Annotated in this window: 25 protein-coding genes; 11 read left to right on the top strand and 14 right to left on the bottom strand. The window is 40.3% G+C overall.

All coding sequences use genetic code 11. The annotated features are described in order from the left end of the window. Positions 1 to 161 precede the first annotated feature (161 nt). The gene (locus N6B01_RS12850; protein WP_262079113.1) at positions 162 to 869 is read left to right on the top strand and encodes a pirin family protein; all 708 of its coding nucleotides are present in this window, start codon (positions 162 to 164) and stop codon (positions 867 to 869) included. Positions 870 to 1,019: 150 nt separating this feature from the next. On the opposite strand, the gene N6B01_RS12855 is transcribed toward N6B01_RS12850, so the two are convergent. The 5 genes from N6B01_RS12855 to N6B01_RS12875 form a co-directional block, all read right to left on the bottom strand. Beyond that, positions 1,020 to 1,928 (bottom strand): hypothetical protein, encoded by a 909-nt coding sequence (locus N6B01_RS12855; RefSeq protein WP_262079114.1) that lies wholly within the window; start codon positions 1,926 to 1,928, stop codon positions 1,020 to 1,022. Between the two features lie 162 nt (positions 1,929 to 2,090). After that, the gene (locus tag N6B01_RS12860) at positions 2,091 to 3,182 is read right to left on the bottom strand and encodes an alpha-hydroxy acid oxidase (protein WP_262079116.1); all 1,092 of its coding nucleotides are present in this window, start codon (positions 3,180 to 3,182) and stop codon (positions 2,091 to 2,093) included. Positions 3,183 to 3,202: 20 nt separating this feature from the next. Continuing rightward, positions 3,203 to 4,054: a tetratricopeptide repeat protein gene (locus N6B01_RS12865; RefSeq protein ID WP_262079118.1), complete on the bottom strand. Its 852-nt coding sequence runs from the start codon at positions 4,052 to 4,054 to the stop codon at positions 3,203 to 3,205. Positions 4,055 to 4,126: 72 nt separating this feature from the next. Then, on the bottom strand, positions 4,127 to 4,807 hold the full coding sequence (locus N6B01_RS12870) for a Fe2+-dependent dioxygenase (protein WP_262079119.1): 681 nt from the start codon (positions 4,805 to 4,807) through the stop codon (positions 4,127 to 4,129). 269 nt (positions 4,808 to 5,076) lie between these two features. Beyond that, entirely contained in the window at positions 5,077 to 7,395 is a 2,319-nt protein-coding gene (locus N6B01_RS12875) for a TonB-dependent receptor (protein WP_262079120.1), read from the bottom strand. A gap of 977 nt (positions 7,396 to 8,372) precedes the next feature. On the opposite strand from N6B01_RS12875, the gene N6B01_RS12880 reads away from it, so the two are divergent. Then, positions 8,373 to 8,573: a SlyX family protein gene (locus N6B01_RS12880; RefSeq protein WP_182418146.1), complete on the top strand. Its 201-nt coding sequence runs from the start codon at positions 8,373 to 8,375 to the stop codon at positions 8,571 to 8,573. 8 nt (positions 8,574 to 8,581) lie between these two features. Here N6B01_RS12880 and N6B01_RS12885 read toward each other — a convergent pair whose 3' ends face one another. Continuing rightward, complete coding sequence (locus N6B01_RS12885) at positions 8,582 to 9,910, bottom strand: NAD(P)H-dependent oxidoreductase (RefSeq protein ID WP_262079121.1); 1,329 nt, start codon at positions 9,908 to 9,910, stop codon at positions 8,582 to 8,584. 197 nt (positions 9,911 to 10,107) lie between these two features. Between N6B01_RS12885 and N6B01_RS12890 the strand changes: the two genes are divergently transcribed. Continuing rightward, positions 10,108 to 11,523 (top strand): MFS transporter, encoded by a 1,416-nt coding sequence (locus N6B01_RS12890; protein ID WP_262079122.1) that lies wholly within the window; start codon positions 10,108 to 10,110, stop codon positions 11,521 to 11,523. A gap of 59 nt (positions 11,524 to 11,582) precedes the next feature. On the opposite strand, the gene N6B01_RS12895 is transcribed toward N6B01_RS12890, so the two are convergent. Continuing rightward, a complete protein-coding gene (locus N6B01_RS12895; RefSeq protein ID WP_262079123.1) occupies positions 11,583 to 11,954 on the bottom strand; it encodes a TIGR02300 family protein in 372 nt (123 codons plus the stop codon). A 385-nt stretch (positions 11,955 to 12,339) separates the two neighbouring features. Here N6B01_RS12895 and aroA point away from each other — a divergent pair, with 385 nt between their 5' ends. The 3 genes from aroA to rpsA all read left to right on the top strand — a co-directional run bounded on the left by aroA (position 12,340) and on the right by rpsA (position 16,208). Further along, the gene (gene aroA / locus N6B01_RS12900) at positions 12,340 to 13,683 is read left to right on the top strand and encodes a 3-phosphoshikimate 1-carboxyvinyltransferase (protein WP_262079124.1); all 1,344 of its coding nucleotides are present in this window, start codon (positions 12,340 to 12,342) and stop codon (positions 13,681 to 13,683) included. Beyond that, the gene (gene cmk, locus N6B01_RS12905; RefSeq protein ID WP_262079125.1) at positions 13,674 to 14,327 is read left to right on the top strand and encodes a (d)CMP kinase; all 654 of its coding nucleotides are present in this window, start codon (positions 13,674 to 13,676) and stop codon (positions 14,325 to 14,327) included. Before aroA ends, cmk begins: the two co-directional genes overlap by 10 nt. Before the next feature lie 180 nt (positions 14,328 to 14,507). Next, entirely contained in the window at positions 14,508 to 16,208 is a 1,701-nt protein-coding gene (gene rpsA / locus N6B01_RS12910) for a 30S ribosomal protein S1 (RefSeq protein WP_182418152.1), read from the top strand. Between the two features lie 199 nt (positions 16,209 to 16,407). On the opposite strand, the gene N6B01_RS12915 is transcribed toward rpsA, so the two are convergent. After that, positions 16,408 to 16,830 carry a hypothetical protein gene (locus tag N6B01_RS12915; RefSeq protein ID WP_262079127.1) on the bottom strand — a complete coding sequence of 141 codons (423 nt, stop codon included), beginning with the start codon at positions 16,828 to 16,830 and terminating at the stop codon, positions 16,408 to 16,410. A 357-nt stretch (positions 16,831 to 17,187) separates the two neighbouring features. On the opposite strand from N6B01_RS12915, the gene N6B01_RS12920 reads away from it, so the two are divergent. Beyond that, positions 17,188 to 17,313 (top strand): CdiI-like immunity protein, encoded by a 126-nt coding sequence (locus N6B01_RS12920; protein ID WP_262079128.1) that lies wholly within the window; start codon positions 17,188 to 17,190, stop codon positions 17,311 to 17,313. Between the two features lie 342 nt (positions 17,314 to 17,655). Then, a complete protein-coding gene (locus tag N6B01_RS12925) occupies positions 17,656 to 18,012 on the top strand; it encodes a YbaN family protein (RefSeq protein WP_262079129.1) in 357 nt (118 codons plus the stop codon). 132 nt (positions 18,013 to 18,144) lie between these two features. Here N6B01_RS12925 and N6B01_RS12930 read toward each other — a convergent pair whose 3' ends face one another. Further along, the gene (locus N6B01_RS12930; protein WP_182418155.1) at positions 18,145 to 18,342 is read right to left on the bottom strand and encodes a CsbD family protein; all 198 of its coding nucleotides are present in this window, start codon (positions 18,340 to 18,342) and stop codon (positions 18,145 to 18,147) included. Between the two features lie 84 nt (positions 18,343 to 18,426). After that, a complete protein-coding gene (locus N6B01_RS12935; RefSeq protein ID WP_182418156.1) occupies positions 18,427 to 18,819 on the bottom strand; it encodes a PRC-barrel domain-containing protein in 393 nt (130 codons plus the stop codon). Between the two features lie 306 nt (positions 18,820 to 19,125). On the opposite strand from N6B01_RS12935, the gene N6B01_RS12940 reads away from it, so the two are divergent. After that, positions 19,126 to 19,851, top strand: coding sequence for a RibD family protein (locus tag N6B01_RS12940; RefSeq protein ID WP_262079130.1), 726 nt, complete (start codon positions 19,126 to 19,128; stop codon positions 19,849 to 19,851). 144 nt (positions 19,852 to 19,995) lie between these two features. On the opposite strand, the gene N6B01_RS12945 is transcribed toward N6B01_RS12940, so the two are convergent. Continuing rightward, positions 19,996 to 20,742, bottom strand: a complete 747-nt coding sequence (locus tag N6B01_RS12945) for an SDR family NAD(P)-dependent oxidoreductase (RefSeq protein WP_182418158.1) — start codon at positions 20,740 to 20,742, stop codon at positions 19,996 to 19,998. Positions 20,743 to 20,935: 193 nt separating this feature from the next. Between N6B01_RS12945 and bluB the strand changes: the two genes are divergently transcribed. After that, a complete protein-coding gene (bluB, locus tag N6B01_RS12950; RefSeq protein WP_262079131.1) occupies positions 20,936 to 21,574 on the top strand; it encodes a 5,6-dimethylbenzimidazole synthase in 639 nt (212 codons plus the stop codon). An 80-nt stretch (positions 21,575 to 21,654) separates the two neighbouring features. After that, positions 21,655 to 22,680, top strand: a complete 1,026-nt coding sequence (locus N6B01_RS12955; protein WP_262079132.1) for a serine hydrolase domain-containing protein — start codon at positions 21,655 to 21,657, stop codon at positions 22,678 to 22,680. A 70-nt stretch (positions 22,681 to 22,750) separates the two neighbouring features. Here the strand turns inward: N6B01_RS12955 and thpR are convergent, their stop codons facing one another. The 3 genes from thpR to N6B01_RS12970 all read right to left on the bottom strand — a co-directional run bounded on the left by thpR (position 22,751) and on the right by N6B01_RS12970 (position 24,879). Next, positions 22,751 to 23,320: an RNA 2',3'-cyclic phosphodiesterase gene (thpR, locus tag N6B01_RS12960; protein ID WP_262079133.1), complete on the bottom strand. Its 570-nt coding sequence runs from the start codon at positions 23,318 to 23,320 to the stop codon at positions 22,751 to 22,753. Positions 23,321 to 23,701: 381 nt separating this feature from the next. Then, positions 23,702 to 24,316 carry a hypothetical protein gene (locus tag N6B01_RS12965; protein WP_182418163.1) on the bottom strand — a complete coding sequence of 205 codons (615 nt, stop codon included), beginning with the start codon at positions 24,314 to 24,316 and terminating at the stop codon, positions 23,702 to 23,704. A 98-nt stretch (positions 24,317 to 24,414) separates the two neighbouring features. Further along, on the bottom strand, positions 24,415 to 24,879 hold the full coding sequence (locus N6B01_RS12970) for an Lrp/AsnC family transcriptional regulator (RefSeq protein WP_262079134.1): 465 nt from the start codon (positions 24,877 to 24,879) through the stop codon (positions 24,415 to 24,417). Positions 24,880 to 25,062 lie beyond the last annotated feature (183 nt).

Consider the following 25,062-nt stretch of genomic DNA (forward strand, 5'->3'; position numbering starts at 1 on the left):
GCTGTTTTAAGCTCACTATACATGCATAAAGCATCTTTGAATATTTGCAAATGAGATATCAAAATTGGAAAGTTTGTTATTCCGCTTTGCTCATTCTCAACTAGGAGGCCATAGCTTATATTCTTGATTAATTAAAATAGAAATTATCAAGGAACGAGATAATGATTGAACATAGACCTTTTAAAGACCTGGGCGCCGCAAATCATGGTTGGCTTAATGCCAAGCATCATTTTTCATTTGCTAATTATCATGACCGTAATCGCATGCATTGGGGTAAATTACGGGTATGGAATGATGATATAATTGCGGCTGGCACTGGTTTTCCAACCCATCCCCATAATGATATGGAAATTATCACCTATGTGCGTGAAGGGGCAATTTCTCACGAAGATAGTCTTGGCAATAAAGGTTGCACTGTTGCAGGCGATGTGCAAGTGATGAGTGCTGGAACAGGTATCCAACATTCAGAATATAATAGCGAAAATGAAGATACAAAAATATTTCAGATCTGGATTTTCCCCGACAAAAAAGGTGGAAAACCCTTTTGGGGCACGAAGCCTTTTCCAAAGGGCGAGCGTTCAGGACAATTTGTGGTGTTAGCAAGTGGCTTTGATAGTGATAGCGATGCTTTGCCTATTCGTACCAATGGCCGCGTATTGGGAGCAACATTAAAAAAGGGCGAAAGCGTTGACTATCACTTTGCTGATAATAGCCGCTTTGGCTATCTGGTTCCAGCCAAGGGCAAAGTGGAAATTAACACGATTGCAATCAATACCGGTGATGGTGCCGCAATTAGCAATGAAGACACAATTCGGGTCACAGCCTTGGAAGATGCAGAGCTTGTTTTAGTTGATGCCGGTGCTATGTAAGCCTTTAAAGCCAAAGCCATTTGGATAAAATTTTGGTGCAGTTGCTATGCTTAATAACAACTACACCAAAAAGGTACGACCATTTGCATGCTAGTTTTTTAAGATACTCGTAGTGTCCGATCTTGAAGCATTTTTAATTCAATAAAATACCTAGCGACCCAATTTGCTTTTCATTTCATTTATTTCTTTGGTCAGTTTTTCCATGACAGAATTAATCCGGTTATCGTCGGCTAATGTGTTCAAATAGGGCTTATGGAAGCGCCAAGACGTTCCATCGCCAGTGACTTTTAGGCGATTCCATTTGCTTAAAAGCTCATTTGCTTCCGATTTTAACTTGGCAAAATTACTTGTACAAATATCATCACGCATCAAATTGATTGTTGCAGCACGTGTGCTATCAATCTTACGAAACTCTTCCGTTAACGCTTTATGTTCGTTACAGGTGGCACGTAATTGTGGTAAGCGTGTATCAAGTGAAGTTACAAAGGCTGCATATTGATCGCGCGCTTGTTTTAATTCGGCAATTGCTTTTTGCTTGGCCTCATTTTCCGCTGCAAGTTGGCGCTGTTTTTCAATTTCGCGCTTTTTTTCTTGTTCTTGCCGTTCTTTTTCGCTCTGTTCTTCGCGCTTTTTGTTCTGCTCAATTCGGTATTGCTCTGAGGCAGCAAGACTAACCGCACGAAGCTTATAGACACGTTCAGTTAATTCCTTGCTTTCAAAATCCTTCATTTTAAAACCAATGACATTGATGTCTTTATCATTCACCAAGCTTAATAGAAATCCTTGACAATCTCCACGCATCATATCAGCCCATTCTTTTGGTGGTTTTTCAAAGCCATCAAAACTTGCATTGGATAAAATGGCAAGGCATTCTAATGTTGACATTGATATAGTTGGAGGTCCACCAAATCTGCCATTCATGCCCATTGGATGATGGGCAAAAAACTCGATAAGTTGCTCATCCGTTGCTTCAGGCAAAGAATTACAACCGTATAATGCAAGGGGTAACAAGGCAATGATGATAGATTTTTTCAAGAAGCAAATATTTATTTTAATCATTACTTATATATCCATATAAAAATAGCAATTTCATAATTTTTAAAATATTTATTAAAAAAAATAAAGGTTTAATATAAAAAATTTGATGTTTAGGTTATAATAACTATAAATATATTTTATAAAACTATGTGAAGTTATACATATTCAGCTTTTTTAAAATAATTATATATTGGGGGAGCAATAGATTATATCGCGGCTAATATCGCTAAGACTTGCGCAACCGCAAAGCGCCATGGCTATTTCAAGTTCGGTCTGCAATAGAGTTAGCACATGGACAACTCCCACCATACCGGCAACGCCAAGGCCATGTAATATTGGCCGACCAAGTAACACTGCTTTTGCACCAAGCGCCAGTGCTTTAACAATATCGCTGCCACGGCGGATAGAACCATCAAGCAAAATCGGTACTTGTCCTGCTACTTGCTTGGCAATGAATGGCAAAACCGTAATTGTGGCAGGAACGCTATCAAGCGCACGCCCCCCGTGATTGGAAACAATAATGCCGCGACACCCTGCATCAATTGCCATTTGTGCGTCTTGCGGGTGTAAAATTCCTTTAACATAAACAGGTATTTGGGCATGATTGCATAGCATTTGCAAAAACTCCCAATCGGCTGCATCATCAAGCATGCCTTGAAAAACTGGACTTCCTGCGTTTTTTGCAATGAATTCTTCATCATCATAGGGCGCAAGATTTACCGATTTTATATGTTTGGGCAATTGAAACCCCGCACGCATTTCGCAATTGCGCACCCCGCTCACTGGCGTATCAACGGTTAAAACAATAGCTTTATAACCAGCATTTTGAGCGCGATCAACAAGGTCGAGATTGTCATTGATATTTTTGCGCTTATAGAGCTGAAAAAAATATAAATTAGGCGCACTTGCTGCCACGCTTTCTAAGCTGCAACTTGCTTGTGTGCTGACACAAAATGGCGTTTTGGTTAAAGAAGCAGCTTGAGCCGTTGTAATTTCGCCATTAATATCAACCAATTGATGATGGGCCATAGGAGCAATAATAACGGGTGATGGTAGTGAAAACCCATCAAATACACAATTGGTATTGGCATTTTTTAAGCTTTTTAACACACGCGGCCAAAGCGAAAGCTTATCAAAAGCATGACGATTATTGTGATAGGTAATGCCATCAGCGCCATAGCCATTAATATAGCCAAGAATATCGGCAGGCATTTTTTCACAAAAATAACGTTCATAGTCATAAAGAGAAACTGCGTCATGGGGAATGACTGTCATTTTTATTAGCTTCCTATTACTTATTTTTCAATTTGGTTATTCGCAATCAGCGCGGCAGCCTTTTGCGCAATGGCCCGTAACTGCGAATTGCTATGATGGCCAAAGAGCTTTACCAAGGTTTGACAATAATCGTCATTTTGATGATTTAACGATGTTTCAAGCCAAGAAAAAGCCTCATCAGGTTGGTTGTTGGCTAACAGCATGCGGGCATGGTTAAAACAGCCCCAACAATCGCCGTGTTCTGCCCCTTGGCGAAAGTAATTGCTAGCAACATTGATATCTTGGGGAATGATCGCGCCTTCTTCATAAAAAAGACCAAGCATATTAAAAGATTTTGGGTTTTTCTTTAGCGCGGCTTGGCTATAGAGTTCAAAAGCCTTTTGTTCATCTTTTTGAACGCCGTCACCACGGCGATAAAGATCTGCTAAATTAAACATCGCCCAATCATCACCAAGAGTGGCCGCTTTTGAAAAATAATGGGCAGCTTGGTTAAAATTTTGGTCAATGCCCCAACCATGTTCAAAGCAGCGCCCTAACATATTGATGGCTTCTATATTACCTTGGGCGGCAGCTTTGCCAAACCATGCAAAGGCTTCCGTTTGGTTTTTTTCAACACCAAGACCCAATAGTAAAATACGGGCAAATTGAACTTGCGCTTTTGCTTTGCCCTGTTCAGCAAGACGCATGGCATGAAGAGCTGCTTCATTGGTCTTTAACTGCGCTTCCCAGTCGCTAATTTTTAGTAAGGGTTGGCGTAGTAAAAAAATATGAGCATCAGGAAGAGGTGCACTAGCTTGATTGCTCGTATTCACCCCCTGTGGCAAAAGCATTTTATCAAGCAGTTTTGCAGGCCATTGGCGAATGGGCGACATAAAATTGCACCTTTAATTTAAATTGGTGTAACTATGCCAGCCTTGATTTAAAAGCCAAGGCTGGCATTATTGTTAAAGATCTGAATTTTGGCGCAAAAGGTTGTGATAAATATTCACAAGGCGCAAAATATCGGCATGGTCATCAGGCAAAATAGCGCGTAAATTGCGAATACTCATATCTAATTCATGCAATGTATCGCGCATGAATACATCACGAATTAAGGATTGTGTCCAGAAAAATGATGCCCAGCGCGATCCCTTGGTTACTTCTTCAACGCGGTGCAAGCTAATGGTTGGATAAACGATTGCATAGCCAGCAGGCAGTTTAATATGGCTTTCATTATGGCCATCAATAATCACCAATTCGCCGCCCTCATATTCTTCAGGCTCGGTTAGGAATATTGTTGTTGAAACATCTTGCCTTATGCGTGCGCCACTAGCGACGGATCGAAATGCGCCATCCACATGTTCGCCATAACGCATGCCAACATCATATCGATTGAACAATGGTGGAAAGACATGTTTTGGCATGGCTACCGAGTTAAAAATTGGATCACGGGCAAGGGCATTTAGAATAATCTCGCCTAGTTCTTTTGACTCATTGGAGCCTTGTGGTATTTGCAGATTGAACTTAACCTTTTTAGCTTGCTCGCCTGCGCTTGCTGCACCGTCAACCCATTGCGAGGCTTCCAATTTTTCGCGGCATAGCTTCACTTCTTCAGGAGTTAAAATATTGGGTATTTGTACAATCATATTACACCTTTTTCTCTCTTGGTTATATTTCAACTATGATGCTTTTTAATATGTAGGCTCAGTAGAATTATTGTTTTTAGACAGCACAAAACCCACAAGGCCTTTACGGTCTTGCGGGGAGCATCACTATATAAGCCCAGCATAGATTTATGCCGAGACTTGATTTTAAGGTTGAATAGTCAAGCAGCCCTGTTTTATCGGAGCTGCTTATTGTTCATAGTGCTCAAGTGGCCCAAGGCGTTGGAAAGCCTTTGACCAAAATCACATGATTAGAACTTGGCAGCAACACTCAAAGTGAATGACCGGCCAGATGAAGGGATAGTCCGTGCAACCGATGCAATACGACCTTCAAAGAAATTATCATAATTTATACGATTGGTAAGATTGTAGGCATTGGCGCTGATTTTCCATTTTTCATTTTCATAGGAAACAAGTGCATCCAATGTAAAGCTATGGGGAACGCGCGCCATACCATCGCTACGAATTGCCATAGCATCACGATAGGTCATACCGCCACCAACGAGCAATTTGCCGTCAAGATTTGCGATATGAGGTGCTAGATCATAAGTTGTCCAGATACTTGCAGCATTTTTTGCAACTTTACCAACGCTATTGCCAATAGTTTCAGTTTCCTCGGCATCAAGAACACGGCTCCATAAATAGGTATAGGAACCATAAACATTCCATTGCTCGGTAATATTGCCAGTTAAACCAGCTTCAAAACCGCGAACGCGTTCTTTGTCACCTGAGAAGGTAAGTTCACCATCAGGATCTGAATGGATAGAATTATCCTTAGTTACCTGGAAAACAGCAGCGGTTAGACCAAGATTGCCATCAAAAAGATCAAGTTTGCCACCAACTTCCCAAAGCTCGCTTTTTTCAGGCTTCCAATCTGCCATGCCGCTTGAAACAGGGTTCACGTCAGAGGTAATATACTGCCCAGCTGGCAAATTCTTAGAAACCGAATAGGTTAAATAATAATTTTGGCTTTTGGTTGGTTCCCAAATAAGTGAAACTTTAGGACTGGCATAATCTGCACTAGCAGACTTAGATGTGATACCATTTGCCCCGGTCAAATCGTAATTGGTCTTTTGATGATCCCAACGAACACCGCCCAAAATCGATAGCTGTTCAGTAAACCAAACACGGTCGCTTAAGAAAACAGCGAATGATCGTGAATTAGCATCCTTGTAATTGGCCGTATTTGGAACAAGCTGATAATAGCTTGAGTCAAAATTTTCGGTCCAAAGGGTTGGCGCATGGGTTGCTTTGCTGCCAATGTAGCGATAGCCCTGACGCTCATCTTTTTGATACATCATATCAAGACCAAGCACTGCTTCATGACGAAGTGCACCTGTTTCAAATTTGGCGATTGCTGTCGTTACATTTTGGATGCCCCAACTTGTTTGATCATAGCTTACACCGCCACCAGCACCAATAGCGAGTGTTGGATTGCCACCTGCACCAAAGAGGGCTGCTGTACAACCGGCTGTTAGCCCACCAGAAGTGCCACAATTAGCAGGTGTTGTGGTAAACCAGCGTGAGAAATGTGTATAGCGTGTATCATTTTTGATTGTTAACCAATCATTGATTTCATTGCTATAATTTGAAGTAACCATATGGATGTCAGACTTATCCTGATCGCTATGCTTACCGTAAAAATTCTTGCGTGGCACACCATATTCAGTCACAGGATAGAAGTAACCATTAGGCGTTTTAACGAATGGCACACCATAATCAGGGGTACGGTCATTATGTTGGAAGTAATAGTTTAAATGCCATGTCTGATTTGTACCAAGACCAAAACCAACTGATGCAGCTGCGCCCCAACGATCAGATGTGTTCTGATTGCGGTCAACAATATTCTGCCAATTGCCCATTAAATTAAAACGAACAGCGGTTGTATCATTGATTTGCTTGTTATAGTCGATCGTGCTGCGATAAAGTGGGCCATTGCCAACTGTACCTTCAACTTTACCAAAAGTACCAAGGCGAGCCTTTTTAGAAACAGTATTGATCGCACCACCAGTTGTACCAACGCCAAAATTCTCGCCGTTAGGGCCTTTGAATACCTGAACTTGCTCCATGTTAAAGCTGTCACGAACATAAACACCGAAATCGCGCAAGCCGTCCTGATAAGTATCACCCAAGGTTTCAAAACCACGGATACTAAAACGGTCACCATTCATACCGCCATTGCCTTCACCAGTGGTGACGGTGATGCCAGGAACATTACGCAAAGCTTGCTCAAGGGTTGTTACATTTTGCTCTTGCATAATGCGTTCTGGAACAGTGTTGACTGTTTGCGGAACTTCGCGAACGCTTCCTGGCATACGTGAAGAACCAGTTTGTGCATTATTGGTGTTAATACTGCCAGTGTCGCTGGTGATGGTTACCGTTTCAAGAACGGTAGAACCATTATTGGCGCCAACATTAGTATTGTTATTATTTGCATTGGTTGCGTTAGTATTTTGTGCTTGCGCTACTAGCGGCAAGGACGTTAGCGTTGCTGCCAATCCTAGGCGCACAGCCATATTATTCACCAGTCGCGACTGGGCATAATCCTTTTTCTTCGGCATTATAGTCATAGTTATTTCCCCTGAGCTAATTCATTTATCTATTTGCTAGCGATTTATGAGCCTATATGTCAAGATTAATTGTGGCGGGCTTGTAGCAAAATTATGACGGTTTCATTCAACTGTTGCGTAAATGAGACAATGTAAAACTGATAAGATGAAATTATCTGTTGATGACAATGATAATGCGGTCAATATTTAAACGTTGTCTTTTAGAACATATTGATAAATTTAGAAAAAATAATTTGGAAAATTGCAATAATGGTTTTGTGAAACACCAATATAAGTTCGCATAAATTATAATAGTGGGGCGTTTTTTAATTTTAAAAAAGGCATTTCACGCTCTTAGAGCGTTCGTTTAATTTGAATTTATATTATTCGTTCGCGTCCCTTTACGCAGCTATATTCGTCTTCATAGCAATTAAAGATTCTGTCAGCTTTAGGAGACTTCAATAAATCATAAATAATATATTCATCAATATTTTTTGTTTTTGTTAATAGTAGAGAATATAAGGTGGCATAAGTCCGTCATCGAACCATACTTCAAACCATTCGATATTTTTAACTGGCACGAATTTTTCCGTGTTTATCATGGTAAAAACTCTCGCTTATTTAAAACTATGTTAGCTCACCACATTCTAAATTGATATCAATAGAAACACTTTTATGTTGGTAGATGCAAGACGGAGAATTGGGGCAGGCCTATTCATTGAAAGAAAAAAGCACAATAAACTGCGAAATATACACGCCGGAAAGCGAAAAATTGGGGTTTACAGGATTGAGCGTTAAGCCGTTGTTTTGGTGTTCTGTTCAATATGCACGTAAATTTTCATGATAATTTTGTCAAAGTGTCTTCAAAAACTTCATATTTCTTGGTGCTTCCTCTTCTCCTGCCTACAAAATCTTTTTATAAGATTTCGTTGAAATTAATTGGTCCTGCCTCTAGTTTGCTTTATTGACATAAGACTACACTTATTATGGAACACGTCATGGAAAAAGAAATAATTGCCTTGCAATGCCGCATTACTGAGCAGGAAAAAATGATTGATGATTTATCAACTACATTGACCGAGCAATGGAAAATTATTGATGCCATGCAAAGAAAGCTCGATCGTTTAACCGAGCGTTTTTTAAATGTTGAAGAGCAAATACAGCCCTCTATTCCTATTACACGGCCGCCGCATTACTAGTTTTTATATTAAGTTAAAGCACCACTTTTTAAAAGATCATCTTGGCGTTTGCGTAATTTGGCAATCCACTGATCTTCGCGTATGGTGGCGTTTTTATGGGTTATCAATTCACCTTGCTTAATTGGTGAAGTGACGCTCGCGCCTTCTAATAGACCGCAAGGAATTGCATCGTTTTTCTTGGCATCATCCATGGTCATAATATAAGCGCGATAGGTATAAAGACCAATAAAATCAAGCTTGTCGCCCGGCATAAGGTCTTTTTTGGCGACAGCACAAACTTCAGCAACTGGGCGCGGTAAAGGCACCATATCGGCTTTGCCATAAAGCATGACCCGGGCGCAAGTAAGGGGCACTTCCATAGCGGTTAAATGATAGGGACGATGAAAAGTAAAATAAGGCCCCTCGCCTACTTTTAAATCTCGCAAGCGTTCATGAATACGTGGGTGGTCCATTTTAGCCACCACAAAAACCCCAGGTGAAACGCCTTGGCCAATACTATAATCAACCACACCGCTTTTTTGTAAAATACCACCATCGCTTTTTGGAATAAGCACGTTGCTTAGTTCCTTTACGCTGGCTTTTGGGCCGTGCATGCCCGCACAATCAGGCACAAGGCCAGTTGCATTGGCAATGGCTGCCATTTCCACCATGGTTTTAGAACCATCGATAAATTCAACCAGCATGCGCACATTCATATCACGACGAGAAGCTTCTTCTTCATAATCATCGGGAATAGCATCAAATTTTAATGGATTATTTTTGCCCTTACCTGCGGCAACAATCGGATGACCAAGGGCGGACACAAATTCAATGAGCTCCATACAAGATGATGGCTCATCACCAGCGCCCAAACTATAAATTAAGCCACGCTTATCGGCTTCATATTTCAAATAGGGGCCAATTGTTACATCAGCTTCAACATTCATCATCACAAGATGCTTGTTGTTTTCAAGGGTTTTAATGCCAATTTCTGCGCCCGCTTCTGGATAACCGGTAGCATCAACAACGATATCAATAAGCTCGTTATTCAGCATTAAATCAAGATCACCGGTCGCTGCGGTAAGTCCAGCTTCAATGGCAGCGCTCATGGCAGTGTTATTTTCAACTTCCTTCGCGTGGCCCTTTTCTTGCCAAGCAATTTCAGCTGCTTGTATAACCTTTGATGGTGTGCGCGTTGCAACAGCCGCTACTTCAATACCATCCATTTGCGCGACGCCTGCTAAAAGATCGGTGCCCATTTCTCCACAACCAACAAGACCAATGCGGATAGGCTTGCCCGTTTTGGCGTGTTCTTTAAGATCACGGGCAAGACCGGTTAAGGCAACATTGCTGGTCATTTTGTAACTCCATGCGCTTTATTATATTTATAGAGGCGGACTTTGGCGGCCAATAATTTTCAATTAACCCTTATTAGCACTATTATCGCAATATTAAACAAAGAAATGCATAAGTTATAGCGATTTTTATTCCCATATATCTTTGACATGAGATATAAAATGCGCAGCATTAAATAAGTTAACTTGGGAGGACTAGATTGGATCAGCTGCAAAAATCCTTTATGCCAATTTTAGCAATAGTTTTAGGCGTATTTTTGTTTCATAACTATTTAGCAATATTTGGAAGTCTTGCAGATAATAAGCATGTATTTTCTATCCCCCTTGATATAGAAATATGGCAAATTCCAGCGCCGCTTTTCTTTGTTGTTACACTTATGGGTGCTGTTGTTTTTGCGTCTATCTCTGATTACTATTACCGCAAAGCTATATTAGTTTTTAATGCATTTTTTTTGCTATTAATGTCACTAGTTATTTTTGTAATAGTGGAAGGATTGGTGCCGTTAACCATTGCATCAATCATTATCAATTTAGCGAAAATCACTATTTTTGCATTTTATTGTGCCGAGCTTGCAGTTTCTTTATCTTATCTCATTGAAACTAGTGATAAGGGATATCGCGCTTTTAGTGTAAGTTTCATCCTAACCGCCATTTATTTAAATTTTTTTCAATTTTTGTTACTCCTATTACTCATCATATCGCTTTTGGGGGTACGTCTCGTATTTAATCGCTATGCTATCAATTTGCATAAATTTCAATTAAAGCGGGTTTTATGTTTTAATCTTCTGCTTGATATTATTTATGCTTTACTATTTTTAGGCATTCCAATTTATTCACAAAAAATTATTACAATAATTTTTGAAGATGTTTCCATTTGGCTTTTCTGTGTAATTTTATCAGCTATCTTGGTTGTTCTACGCATATTCTGCTTAAAAAAGCCAGATAGGGTCAATAACAGTAATCTTATCTCTTTGGCTAAAATTGCGCCCATAGATTTAACTAAAAAAATAAAGCGCACCTTGGCTTTTATAGGTCTTGCCCAATTTTTATTTCTATTACCTTTGTTTAGTTTGATAATCTTGTTATATAGTAACAATCTTTCCCAAGATTTTTTGTTTTCTGTGTCTTTTGGTTCTTCAAGTTTGATTTTGATAATTTCAACTCTTGGCTTTGCAAGATGGTCTGATGTTATTGGCCGAAAACCAGTTATAAGGTACAGTTTATGGGGGACTTTTATTTTTATTATTTTGGTTTGCATTTTAAATTTAGTTATTCCGACGAATAGCGATTATTCTATTGTCATCATGCTATTGGGTGTGTGGGTTATTTTAGCTGGCTCGGTGCTAAGTACAGTCCCATTGGTTCTATTGGTTGAGAATTTCTCTGCAAAATGGCGTGGAACAGTCGTTACCTTGATGATTGTAATATTTACATGCGGTGTTTTTTTACCCGACTGGTCAGAATATATTGAATTTATTATTTCTTTACCGAAATCGCCATATTGGGTTTGGGGTTTGGTTCTCGGCATTTTGTGTAGTTTTGCAATTGCCTTCATTTCAGTGGGCAAGATAAAAGAAACAGCTTTTACAAAAACGCAAAATCTGGGCATGATATAAAAATGCCCAGCTATAAAATACAGCTGGGCATTTTAAATTAAATAGTTAATTGATGTATATTAGATGTCGTCTTCATCATTAACGCCGCCAACAATAATGCCAGCAACATCATCATCTTCGTCATCATCGTCATCGGCCAAGAATGTGTCATCGTCATCGCCAAGATCAACATCATCATCGCCAAGATCTGGCAGATCGTCATCTTTGTCATCATCATCAAGTGAGATGAATTCTGGCTTTTCGAGAGCTGTATCAAGGCCTTCTTCTTCAGATTCTTCTTCTTCGCCCTTAGCTTCAGCTGATGCTTCAAAATAAGAAAGGGGATAAGAAATTCCGGTATAAGGCGAAACAATAGGATCACGATTAAGATCGTAAAATTTCTTGCCTGTTTCAGGATCGATGCGTTTGGTGCCTAATTCAGGTTTTGCCATAAGCAAGCCTCTTAAAAGTTAAAGGGAACAATTTGTGTTGTATCTAGTGTATCACAAGCACAAAAAAACCCAGACTGCAATAATTTTACCAAAGCTTGTTTGTTTTTTTCAAATAAGCCCAATTGATTTTGCCTTTTGGCAAAGAGTTGGCTGTTGGTTAAGCGCAATTTTGATAATTTGTCAAAGATAAAAAATGATATTTTTATTATTCACAACAATGTTGGCAATCCTTATTGGATAAACTAACGCTTTTAATGGCAGATCGCTCATAAATGCTTATCGCTATTTTAATTTGTGAACGTCTTTTTAAGCATTGCACTCAGCAGTTAAAATAGCTAACTTGCGCATTATTCTGTTTTCACTTCAATATAAAGCTTAAAACATCATGTCTTCAGATCTTAAACCCGTGCCAATGGTTTCCAATCAATGTAGCGCCCTTAAGGGTGAAGTGCATATTCCTGGCGATAAATCCATTTCGCATCGCTCTTTTATGTTTGGCGCGCTTGCTAGCGGCGAAACGCGTATTACTGGGCTTTTGGAAGGCGAAGATGTTTTAAATACTGGTAAAGCCTTTGCCGCTATGGGGGCACAAATTAGGCGTGAAGGCGATGAATGGATTATTCACGGTACTGGCAATGGCGCATTATTAGAGCCGCAACAAGCATTAGATTTTGGCAATGCCGGTACTGGCGCCCGTCTTACCATGGGCTTGGTTGGCACTTATGACATGAAAACAAGTTTTATTGGCGATGCTTCTTTAAGTCGCCGGCCAATGGGACGTGTGCTTGATCCGCTACGCCTCATGGGGGTGCAAGTGGAAGCAAGTGAAGGCGATAAAATGCCTTTAACATTGATTGGCCCTAAAACGGCTAATCCTATTACCTATACAGTGCCCATGGCATCGGCGCAGGTTAAATCAGCTGTTCTTCTTGCTGGGCTTAATACTCCGGGCATTACAACGGTGATTGAGCCGGTGATGACCCGCGACCATACGGAAAAAATGCTGCTCGGTTTTGGTGCTGATCTTGAGGTGGAAATTGGCAATAATGGCGAGCGGATTATTCGCTTAGCAGGGCAAGGCAAATTAACCGGCCAAACCATAAAAGTACCGGGCGACCCCTCTTCGGCAGCTTTTCCCATTGTCGCGGCATTAATTGTTCCGGGTTCTGATATTATTATTCGCAATGTTTTGATGAATCCAACGCGAACTGGACTTATCACCACATTGTTGGAAATGGGCGCTAATATTGAATTAATGAATGAGCGACAAACCGGTGGTGAAGATGTTGCAGATTTGCGTGTGCGCTCGTCTGATTTGCGCGGCGTTACGGTTCCAGCTGAACGCGCACCATCGATGATTGACGAATATCCAGTTTTAAGCGTTGCAGCTTCCTTTGCGCAAGGGCGCACAATTATGCCCGGCTTGGAAGAATTGCGGGTTAAGGAATCTGATCGCCTTGCGGCCGTTGCAGCTGGTCTAAAAGCCAATAATGTTGTTTGCGAAGAGGGTGAAGATTACCTAATTGTTGAGGGCGTACCAGAAGGCAAAGGTCTTGGCGGCGGCAAAGTTGCAACTCATCTTGACCACCGTATTGCCATGAGCTTTCTTGTAATGGGTTGTGCGAGCCAAAAGCCGGTAAGTGTTGATGATAGCACAATGATTGCCACAAGTTTCCCTGAATTTATCACACTTATGGGCAATCTTGGAGCGGATTTAGAATGTCAGTAAATAACAATACAGAGAAAGAAGCTTTGATCATTGCCATTGATGGACCGGCTGCTTCTGGTAAGGGAACGCTGGCGCGAATGATTGCCGAGCATTATCACTTGCCGCATTTGGATACGGGGCTTACCTATCGCGCCGTTGCCCATAAAATGCTGGAAGATAATTTACCCCTTGATGATGAAGAAACGGTGATTAAGACTGCTGAAAGCGTTGACTTTTCAAAAATGGATAGGGCTATTTTATCGAATCACTTGATCGGTGAAGCTGCATCAAAAATAGCGGTTTTTCCAAAATTACGCCGTGCTTTGGTTAATGCACAGCGTCAATTTGCAAAAAATGGTGCGGGTGCTGTACTTGATGGCCGTGATATTGGCACCGTGGTTTGTCCTGATGCAACGGTCAAATTTTTTGTAACTGCTTTGGTTGAAGTGCGAGCAAAGCGGCGTTTTGACGAGATAGTTGCGCGTGGTGGCAGCGCAGATTTGACCCAAATTGAAGCTGATCTTATTGAACGTGATGCTCGTGATAGCAATAGAGCCGAGGGACCGCTTAAACAAGCGCAAGATGCCTACTTGCTAGATACAACAAAATTGAGTATAGAAACAGCGTTTGTAACAGCATGCCAAGTGATTGATACATCATTATAGTTATTTCTTTTAAAGAAAGATTTTAAGATGTTTTATCTGGCTCGCTCATACACAAATTTTCCATGGTAGATCCTGCGCCGGTATCCATTTTATGGATCAAAGGATTTTTGCCATATTTGTTCAACACCAACCCCCGGCGCCTTGTGCTTTGAAATATCTAAAGCACATTCAGGAGTTTTTATGTCACTATCCAATCCAAGCACCGAAGATTTTGAAGCCCTATTAGCTGAATCTTTCCAGAAACAAGACCTTGCAGAAGGTAATGTTGTTAAGGGCCGCATCATCGCCATTGAAAAAGATATGGCTATCATTGATGCAGGTCTTAAAGTTGAAGGCCGTATTCCTTTGAAGGAATTTGGTTTAAAAGCTAAAGATGGCTCATTAAAGCCAGGCGATGAAGTAGAAGTTTACGTTGAGCGTATTGAAAACGCCATGGGTGAAGCTGTTCTTTCGCGCGAAAAAGCGCGCCGTGAAGAAAGCTGGATCCGTTTGGAAGAAAAATTCAATGCTGGTCAGCGCGTTGATGGTACAATCTTCAGTCAAGTTAAGGGTGGTTTCACCGTTGATCTTGATGGTGCGGTTGCCTTCTTGCCACGCAGCCAAGTTGACATTCGCCCAATCCGCGATGTTACACCTTTGATGCACAACCCACAGCCATTTGAAATCTTGAAAATGGACCGTCGTCGCGGCAATATCGTCGTGTCACGTCGTACCGTTCTTGAAGAAAGCCGTGCAGAACAACGCTCTGAAATCGTTCAGAACCTTGAAGAAGGTCAGGTTGTTGATGGTGTTGTCAAGAATATCACAGATTACGGTGCATTCGTTGATCTTGGTGGCATTGATGGCTTGTTGCATGTGACCGACATGGCATGGCGCCGTGTTAACCATCCTTCAGAAATCCTCACCATTGGCCAAACTGTCAAGGTACAGATTATCCGTATCAACCAAGATACTCATCGTATTTCACTCGGCATGAAGCAGCTTGAAAGCGATCCTTGGGATGGCATTGGTGCAAAATATCCTGTTGGCAAAAAGATCTCTGGCGCTGTTACCAACATCACTGATTACGGTGCATTTGTTGAAATCGAACCAGGTATTGAAGGTCTTATCCACGTTTCAGAAATGAGCTGGACCAAGAAAAACGTACATCCAGGTAAAATCCTTTCAACTTCGCAGGAAGTTGAAGTGGTTGTGTTGGAAGTTGATCCTGTTAAGCGTCGTATTTCACTTGGCCTCAAGCAAACTCTTGAAAACCCATGGAACGCATTTGCTGACAAATTCCCTGTTGGTACAATCGTTGAAGGCGAAGTTAAGAACAAGACTGAATTTGGTCTTTTCATCGGCCTTGAAGGCGATGTTGATGGCATGGTTCACCTTTCTGATCTTGATTGGAACCGTCCAGGCGAACAAGTTATCGAAGAATTCTCAAAGGGTGACACTGTAAAGGCTGTTGTTCTTGATGTTGATGTTGAGAAAGAACGTATTTCTCTTGGCATTAAACAGCTTTCTGAAGATAAAGTTGGCGAAGCTGCTGCTTCTGGCGATCTTCGTAAGAATGCCGTTGTAACTTGTGAAGTTACTGGCGTTCAAGAAACTGGTCTTGATGTGAAGCTCGTTGATCATGATCTTGATGCTTTCATTCGTCGTGCAGACCTTGCTCGTGACCGTGAAGAACAACGCCCAGAACGCTTCAGCGTTGGTCAGAAAATCGATGCTCGTGTAACAGCATTTGATAAGAAGACCCGTAAGATTTCAGTATCTATCAAGGCTCTTGAAATTGCTGAAGAAAAAGAAGCTGTTGCTCAATATGGTTCAGCAGATTCTGGTGCTTCTCTTGGCGATATTCTTGGCGCAGCTCTTAAGAAGCAAGACCAAGACTAATACTTGCCTTACATAAATATAAGAAAACCCGCTTTTTAGCGGGTTTTTTTGTGACGTTTTATTTGAAGTTTGTGTCGTAACGGCAGGTCGGTTCAAAGCGTTTTGTGAAAAGTGTGAAGCGGTTTTCGGACAAAAAACGCGGTGTAAACAATGGATTAGAGCGCCGATCTGATCCAATCAGATCGAGATACGCTCTGAGCTATGCTTGTATTTCGAGTGCTTCTGGAAATATATCGCCCAGCATAATCTCATACATTTGATCAATGTTTCTTGGTCCAATTGACCATTTATCCTCATCATCAAATTCAAATAACATTTGAAGACTACCATCATTCCTAATGACAGCTTTACACTTAAGCCATGGCTTATCACCTTCGACTTGCGTTAAGGCTCGAAATTGTCGCCAAAGATTTGAGATTTCGAGTTGGTAATCTCTAAAGCCGTAACTATAAAGAACTCTATTTTTATATAAAAAAGCTGCTCCACCGCCTTCTTCAAAAATAGCGCCTGCATAATCCCAATTATCAAAATTTCCCAGTTCTTCAGACGCGTATTCCCCTGCGCATTGAAACAAAATTTTTCCTATTTCAATTGCCGTTTGTTCAGATGTCATTTCAGTCATTGTTTCCCTCAATTATAGGTAAAAACTTACCATATGAATATTGTTTAAATAGATCTACATATAGCAGGTGAGATTTTGTATTTAAAACTTCAATAGTAAGGAATAATTAAAGCCTTTTATCCAAAATTATTAAGATTTCATCCATTTACGGTAGAAATAGAGGTGTTTTAGTGGAATATAGTGATTTTTTTGAAGGTGAGTTAATTAGATATCGAGATATTGTATCGTCTATTAGGATGATTGCAGCACGATATGAAATGAAATGCGAGCAATTAATATTAAGTATAAATGGAAAATCTTTTTAAAGAAAGTCAGATATTATTTGATGAATTAAACAAATATGTGAGAGTTTTGTCAATGGCAACCTATCCATATGAATTTCCATTAAATGATAGGCTTCTAAATCTGGTTTATCATCTTGACCGCGATGACCTTGCATGGCGTAAATATTGGTATGAAAAATTTCATTCAGGACTAACTTGACCGCAATAGGGAGTTTTTTATAAAATTGATACTACCTCGACTATGTTTATTATTTTTAAAAAAGTTAAGGTTCATTTTCGAAATAATAATAGTCTTTTGGACCCTACCTTTAAAATCACAATTTCTAATGTAAAAATTAATTTTAAGTGAAGTTTACTTAATACTCAAAATGAAATGCGTTGCTATTGTATTTTGGTCATGTTCTAAATTTTATATGGTTGCCAATTTAAAACAATAATGCGGCCGGATTGTTTTAGTGGTTTTATTAACGTTTAAAGCTGCTATGTTTTGTAAACATGCTTTTAAGTAGCGTTATTTAAGAAACAATATAGGAGCGCTTCTATGCGCTATGTTTATTTAACCATTGGTTTTATATTTGCTGGATTGGGGTTTATTGGCGTTTGGCTTCCTGTTATGCCAACGGTGCCATTTTTAATTGTTGCAGCTTGGTGCTTTTCACGCTCATCACCACGTTTTAGCCGCTGGCTTTACAACCAACCTTTGTTTGGCCCCATGCTTCGTGATTGGGAAGAGCGTGGTTCGATCAATCCAAAAGCTAAGATAATAGCCGCAGTGAGCATGGTTTTTGGCTTTGGCATGTTTTATTTTTTAGTAAAACCAGATTTACTTTGGCTGATTATTGTCGCAGTTATTTTTATCGCAAGCGCGGCTTTTGTTTTATCTCGGCCAAATCGTTAAAACTACCACTTTAGGTTTTGGTGTTTCAAGCAATTATATCTGCAAATAAAAACGAAGCAGACTAGAATAGCTGCTTCGCAATTAAAAAGAACAATTTATCAAAATACTCGATTAAATACAAAAATATTACAACTATTGATTATTGTACCAATCATCAATGTCTTTTTTAGCTTGATCTTTGGCAATACCATAACGTTCTTGGATTATGCCTTCAAGCTGATCCCTTTTGCCATTGATTTTATCAAGATCGTCATCGGTCAAGTCGCCCCACTTTTCTTTGGCCTTACCTTTAAATTGTTTCCAATTGCCTTCGATACGGTTCCAATCCATTTTGGGTTTCCTTTAAATTAAAATTGACTGTGAAATAAGCTACTAAATACAAAACGCTTTGCGTGATTTGTACGTTAATAAATCTTACTTGCCCCAACGGCCTTCATATTTAAATTCTGGTGCTTTTTCCAAAAGCTCTTTGGTAGTATCCATTTTTGCCCACCACTTTTTGTCGCTTTCTGAATAGGTAATTTTAACCGACAATGGTGACACAATAACATATTTTTCGCCAACGCCGAGAAAACCACCGACCGAGACGATATAACCGGTAAGAACATCATCATTAATAATAACGTCTTCTATCTTACCGATATTTTCATCCTTATGATTGGTAATATCTAAGCCTAAAATATTACTGGTGATAATACTGGTAGGATTTGCTGTGACGAAAACTTCCTGCACAATAGGTGCACTATGCACCAAAGCAACGGAACTCAATAGGGTGGTGCCTGCAGCAACTAGTGTAAATAGACGCATAATAGTACTCCATTTTATTAAATTCTTGACTACATTAGATATAACTAATTTTAAGGCTATTTGGTTCCAATATAAATTAAAAATTTGAAGAAAATTGCATTTTGCGTCATATTACTGTTTTAATTATTAATAATTTCAGTGAGTTGTAGACCATTTGGGTAAGCTGTTTAAAATACCGTTGGTTCATTTTTAGGCTATATTGCGGCTGTAAAATGCGATAATTAAAACTTATAATAAGGTAATTTGAAATTATGATTTTTTTTAATGCATTTCTTAATGAAGTGCCTGTTGGGTGGGAGAATTTATATGCGTCCTAAAATTATTTGTCATATGGTGAGTTCCATTGATGGTCGGTTGCAAACCGATTATTATTCTAAGACTAAAGAGCCAATGGATGTGCCAGAATTATTGCGTATTTATCATGATGTAGGGCATAAATTTCATGCCGACGGCTTTATCATGGGACGCGCTACCACCGAGGAAATGTTGGGTGATGGCATTAAAATGGCGGTTCCTGCCGATATAACCGCCAAAGCGAATGAAGATTTTTATGTGCCGCGTGATGGTTCACCATTGATGATTGTTGTCGATCGCCACGGCAAAGTGCACTATCCAAGTAATAAAATTGAAGGCGCACAAGTTGTAACAATTATTGCTGAGGGCGCAGACATTAATTATCTTGCCGCTTTGCAGCAACTCAATATTTCTTATATTTTTGCGGGAAAAGATGGTAATGATGTTAATCTTGCTTTGCAAAAAATTAAACGCTATTTCAATGTGCGTAGCCTACTTCTTGAAGGGGGCGCCGTGCTTAATGGCGGCTTTTATGGTGCAGATGCAATTGATGCTTATAGCATTATGGTTTATCCTGCTATCTACGGTAAATCGGGCGCTCCATCAATTATGGAGTATATGGGCGATGATATTGCCAAAATTAACCAAGGCTTTTACCTACAATTAAGCCATGTTGAGCAAATTGAACGTGATTTCGTTTGGCTTTGCTATGATGTTATTCGTGATAAAAAATCATAGTAGTTACGCTATTTTTTTTAAACTACCAGTTTTAGCGTAAATAGAAGCGTGTTTAGCATGGTTAAATGTTTCACATGAAACAAATAAAAAATCCCGAAGATGGTTAGCTTCGGGATTTTCAATATTTTTAAAGATATGAAATTATTATACGTGCTGGCCGCCATTAACGTGGATTTCTGACCCCGTTACATAGGAAGCTTCACTGCCGCATAAATAATAAATGGTATCAGCAACTTCCGCAGGAAGCCCCAAACGGCGCATAGGCAATTGTTCCACCAGCTTTTCAGTACCCGGTGACAAGATAGATGTATCAATTTCACCTGGCGCAATGGCATTAACCCTTATGCCATGGGGGCCAAAATCAGATGCCATTTCACGGGTAAGGCCAGCAAGGGCTGCTTTAGAAGTTGCATAGGCGGTACCAGCAAAAGGGTGCACTCGGCTACCAGCGATTGAAGTTACATTGACAATTGCACCCTTGGCGGCCTTTAATTCATTGAAAAGACCGCGTGCTAGCATAATTGGCGCATAAAAATTAACTTGGAAGACGGCACGCCAAATTTGCATATTGGTTTCAATAGAATTGAGGCGTTTACCACCCTCCCCCTTGGGAGAAATGCCAGCATTATTAACCAAAGCATGCAACACGCTGCCTTCTGCTTCTAAACGGCGGCGGATTTCTGAAATAGCACGCCCAACATCTTCAGCATCGGCAAGGTTTACCTTGATATGATCTTCTGGCCCAGCTGGCCAAGGGCAATTATCGGCAAAATCTTGCCGTGAGCAGGTGATAACCCGCCAACCGGCATGGGAAAAACGCTTGACCGTGGCATGACCAATGCCGCGACTTGCACCAGTTAAAACAAGAGTTTTTCGTGCTGAATTTTCCATATATTCCTCAATTTACGCTAAATAGCGATAATAATTCTATTGCACCAATATTTTTTGGTTGGTAGTTGATGCTAACTTCTTTAAAACAAGTTATAGCGAAAATGGTTGCGCTGCAATCGAATTATAATTGGCTGCGACAATATGAAAACTTGCTTATTTCATACGCTAACTGAAAAAGATTTGGACAAATAACATGATGGATAAACAAGCCATTTATCGTGTAATGGCAGCGCGGCGCGATGTACGCGATGAATTTTTGCCAAAGCCGATCGACGATGCAACCTTGCTGCGGATTTTATCGGCAGCCCATCTTGCGCCATCAGTGGGCTTTCAGCAACCGTGGAACTTTTTGCTTATCCGCGACCTTGCCCGCCGACAAGCTGTCCAAAATATTTTTAAATTAGCCAATGAAGAAGAAGCTGAAGTTTTTAGCGGTGAACGGCAAAGCCTTTATCGGCAATTGAAACTTGAAGGCATTGTCAAAGCGCCGCTTAATATTTGCGTTACTTGCGATATTAAGCGCGATGGGACAAGCGGCATTGGCCGGTTTCATAACCCGCAAATGTCGCAATTTAGCACCGTTTGCGCCGTGCAAAACCTTTGGCTTGCAGCACGCGCCGAAAATATTGGTGTTGGCTGGGTATCAATTTATCATGAAGCGAAGTTACGGCAATTATTGAAAATTCCTGAAAATATCGAAATTATCGCTTATCTTTGTCTTGGCTATGTGGAATTTTTCTATGAAGAGCCAGAATTGCAATGTAAAGGTTGGCGTGATCGCTTGCCCTTGCAAGAATTGATTTTTAATGAGCAATGGGGCGATAAAAGCTAAATATAAGCCTTAAAATAGCCCTATGCATTATTTATGCAATGCTTTAACAATAAATATGAGCGATAATTTAAGGGGGGTAGATGAAACCACTTCATCGGCGCGGCTTTATAACTGGCCTTGCAAGTTCGTCATTGATTTTGAGCGGTGTTCACAGTTTTTCACAAAATACATTAACCTATAAAAAAGAAAAGCTTAGTCAAATAATTAAGGACTATTCTAAACTTCAATCTATCCGAACTATAGTAATTTATGAACAAGGTTCTAGTATTTATGAGGCGAGTTTTAATGGCGCGAGTGTCAATAAACCAACCAATATAAAATCGGCTTCAAAGTCGGTTGTCTCAGCTCTTATTGGTATGGCAATTGATAAGAATATTATTCATAACACCGACCAGAAAATTGCCGATTTTTTGGAAAACAAGTTTCCTAGGAATGCCAATCGTCAGCTTTATAATATAACTATCGGTGATTTATTATCGATGCAATCTGGACTTGCGCCGCTATCTGGCCCTAAATATGGGCAATTTGCCAAGGCTCGTGATAAGGTTGCTTTTATCCTTGCGCAACCCTTTATTGGCCGTCCGGGTGACGGCATGCTTTATTCAACTGGTTCCACCCATCTTTTATCAGCGATACTAATGAAAGCAAGCGGCACACCTACTGACGTGCTTGCAGCAAAATGGTTTTCCCCCTGCCGCGAATTTAAAATCACCAATTGGCAAAAGGACCAACAAGGCATTGCTATTGGCGGCAATGAAATGGCTATGACACCGCACTCAATGGCTGCCTTTGGTGAGATTTATCGCAATAAGGGAAGGCTTAGCGATGGAACGCAATTAATAAGCGCAGATTGGATAACGCAATCATGGGTGAAGCGCACCAACTCGATTTTTACTGGTCATGGCTATGGTTATTGTTGGTTTATTTCCGGTGCTGGTGGTGTACCGATTTATTATGCATGGGGCTATGGCGGACAAATGATTTTTGTCGTGCCTAATAAGGCACTAACGGTGGTTGTAACCTCTGATCCTAATCGCTCGGTTCTTGATAATGCCTATGCGCTGCATTTACAGGCGCTTATTACCCGCATTGTTATTAGCCAATAACAAAATAGAAAAGCACCAATCAATAAAGATTGGCGCTATTTGGTTAAAAATTGGCATTAAATTTTAGCGTTTAAAAAGCAGTAGCCGTTTTTGTCGCTGGAACAATTTGGTGTAATGGCCAGCTTTCTTCAATAATATATGGGCCACCACCCACCAGTTCTCGTGATGACATTAACACAAAGCGCTTTGCTTCAAATGTGTCGGTTAAAAAGCCACCGCGCTCGGTCAAATATTTAATAAGATCATCAATTTTGCTTTGCCGCACATGGGCAAGGGTAATATGGGGAGTAAAACTGCGCTTATTGCGCTCTAATGGCAGATGACGCAATTTTCGTCCTATAGTTTCGTGCAAGGTCATCAAAGCAGGGTTCGCTTCAATGCCCGCATAAAGTGTACTTGGTTTCTTGCGGGTAAATACGTCAAGTCCGCGTAAGCGAAGGTTAAAACGTGGCAATTCTACCCGATCAAGGGCGTGAACAATTTCATCGGCTATATGCGCTTCAACATCGCCAAAGAAATTTAAAGTGATATGAAGGTCGCCATTTTCAAGCCAGCGCGCACCGGGCAAACCACCACGCACAAGCGATAAAGAAGAAGCAATATTATGGGGAACTTCAAGTGCTGTAAAAAGACGTGGCATTGTCATCTCCTTATCACAAATCCAAAGAGTTGAAGACCGAGTTTTTCGATATTTGGTATGACATTTTTGGTCAACATTTGGATCGGCAATCGGGTTTTCAAATCGGATGGCTTAAAATTGCGCATCAATATGACAAAATAAAGTATGGCTGTGGATAAGATAGTCAATATAGAAGGTATCATATAGATTAAAGGCGCAGCCTTATCATATTTTACAATGAAAATGCTGTCTAACAGTTTGATGTTATATATATGTATATAAATCGCCGTCACTCATCATTTGGTGGGCGCATAAAGAAAGATAGCATAAAAAATAGCGGTAAAACATGTCATTTTTTTGTTCAATATGGGCGTATTAGCTGCAATATTGCTTTGATAAAAGCTAGTTAAATTTGCGCATTGTTAATTTTTGCTCTGCAAGGGCTGCTAAACGATAATCATTAATTAAGTCATTTAATTTATCGCGCCCCATATCAAGGCGAAAATTAAGACCTGAAACTTTAAGCATTTTACGCTTTTCATCATAATAGGACGCAGGGCGGCATTTTTCATTTAAAGCGGGCAAATATTTCTCATCAATGTCAAACTCCATAACCACAGTAATATTAAAGGCATTGGATTTTGTCGCATTAATTTGAAAATCTGTTATACCACGCCATGGCAAGGGTGTTTGAAAAACACTTGTTTCAAGCCCTTGTGGGGTCAGAACGAAAAAAGGCGTGCGGCGTCGTAATAATGCGCGGGTAAACAAGGTAAATAGCACAATAGCAAAGCCTACCAAAAAAATGACGCTCAAAACCTTGCCGATTAAAAATTCTTGTATGGCGAGCGATATAATAGCTATGCCAAACATCAAAAATGCCGCAGGAATCATAACACCACCTTCATTGATGGTAACGGTCTGGTTGGCCTTTTTGATCATATCCTGTAGCTTGCGCTTGTCGTTGGGGACCTTAAGGTCTGACAGTTTATTAGATGGTTTAAATGTATCGCTCATGAGATGTCGTTCCGCAAAGGCTTTAAAGATCTATCAGTCAGTACCCCAAACGCGCGCAAATTACTATCACCTCTATTGACGCAGCATATAGTTTTTACTCAATATTGGGATGATTGTTTTTGCGTCAAAACCGATCTTATCGAAAAACTAGATTGAATGTGCATAACCCCCGGCAAGCGTGACAGTATTTGCTTATGGATGATTTCATAAGCGGCGGCATTTTCCGCCTCTGCCCGTAGCCAATAATCGGCGCTACCTGCCATAAGGTAGCATTCCTTTATTTCTGGATGGCGGCGCACTGCATTTTCAAACTTTTGTAAAAACTCTTCACTTTGGCGCTCTAGAGTAATTTGAACAATAATATTAAGGCCTTCGTCATTGCCAACTTCACCAATAATGGCGGTATAGCCGCGTATAACTCCCGTTTCTTCCAATATTTGCACACGCCGCAAACAAGCTGACGCCGACAAGCCAACCTCTTGGGCAATACGGGCATTGGTCATGCGCCCATCTCGCCTTAATGCTCTAATTATATTACGATCAATGGCGTCGAGATGAAACATAGCAATTATCTTTTTGTTTTTCGCAGTTTCTAATAATATTGATGCATAATTCGTATAATATTTTATATTTAAACACAACATTCGAATAAAATTGGGCTATTATTAGTTTTAGGGCGTGGTGCTCATGAAAATAATAGTCTGTCACGGGTCAGGCAGGATAGTTATGGGCACAGAATTAGAATT

The sequence above is a fragment of the Bartonella sp. HY406 genome (genome assembly GCF_025449315.1).
Lineage (GTDB): Bacteria > Pseudomonadota > Alphaproteobacteria > Rhizobiales > Rhizobiaceae > HY038.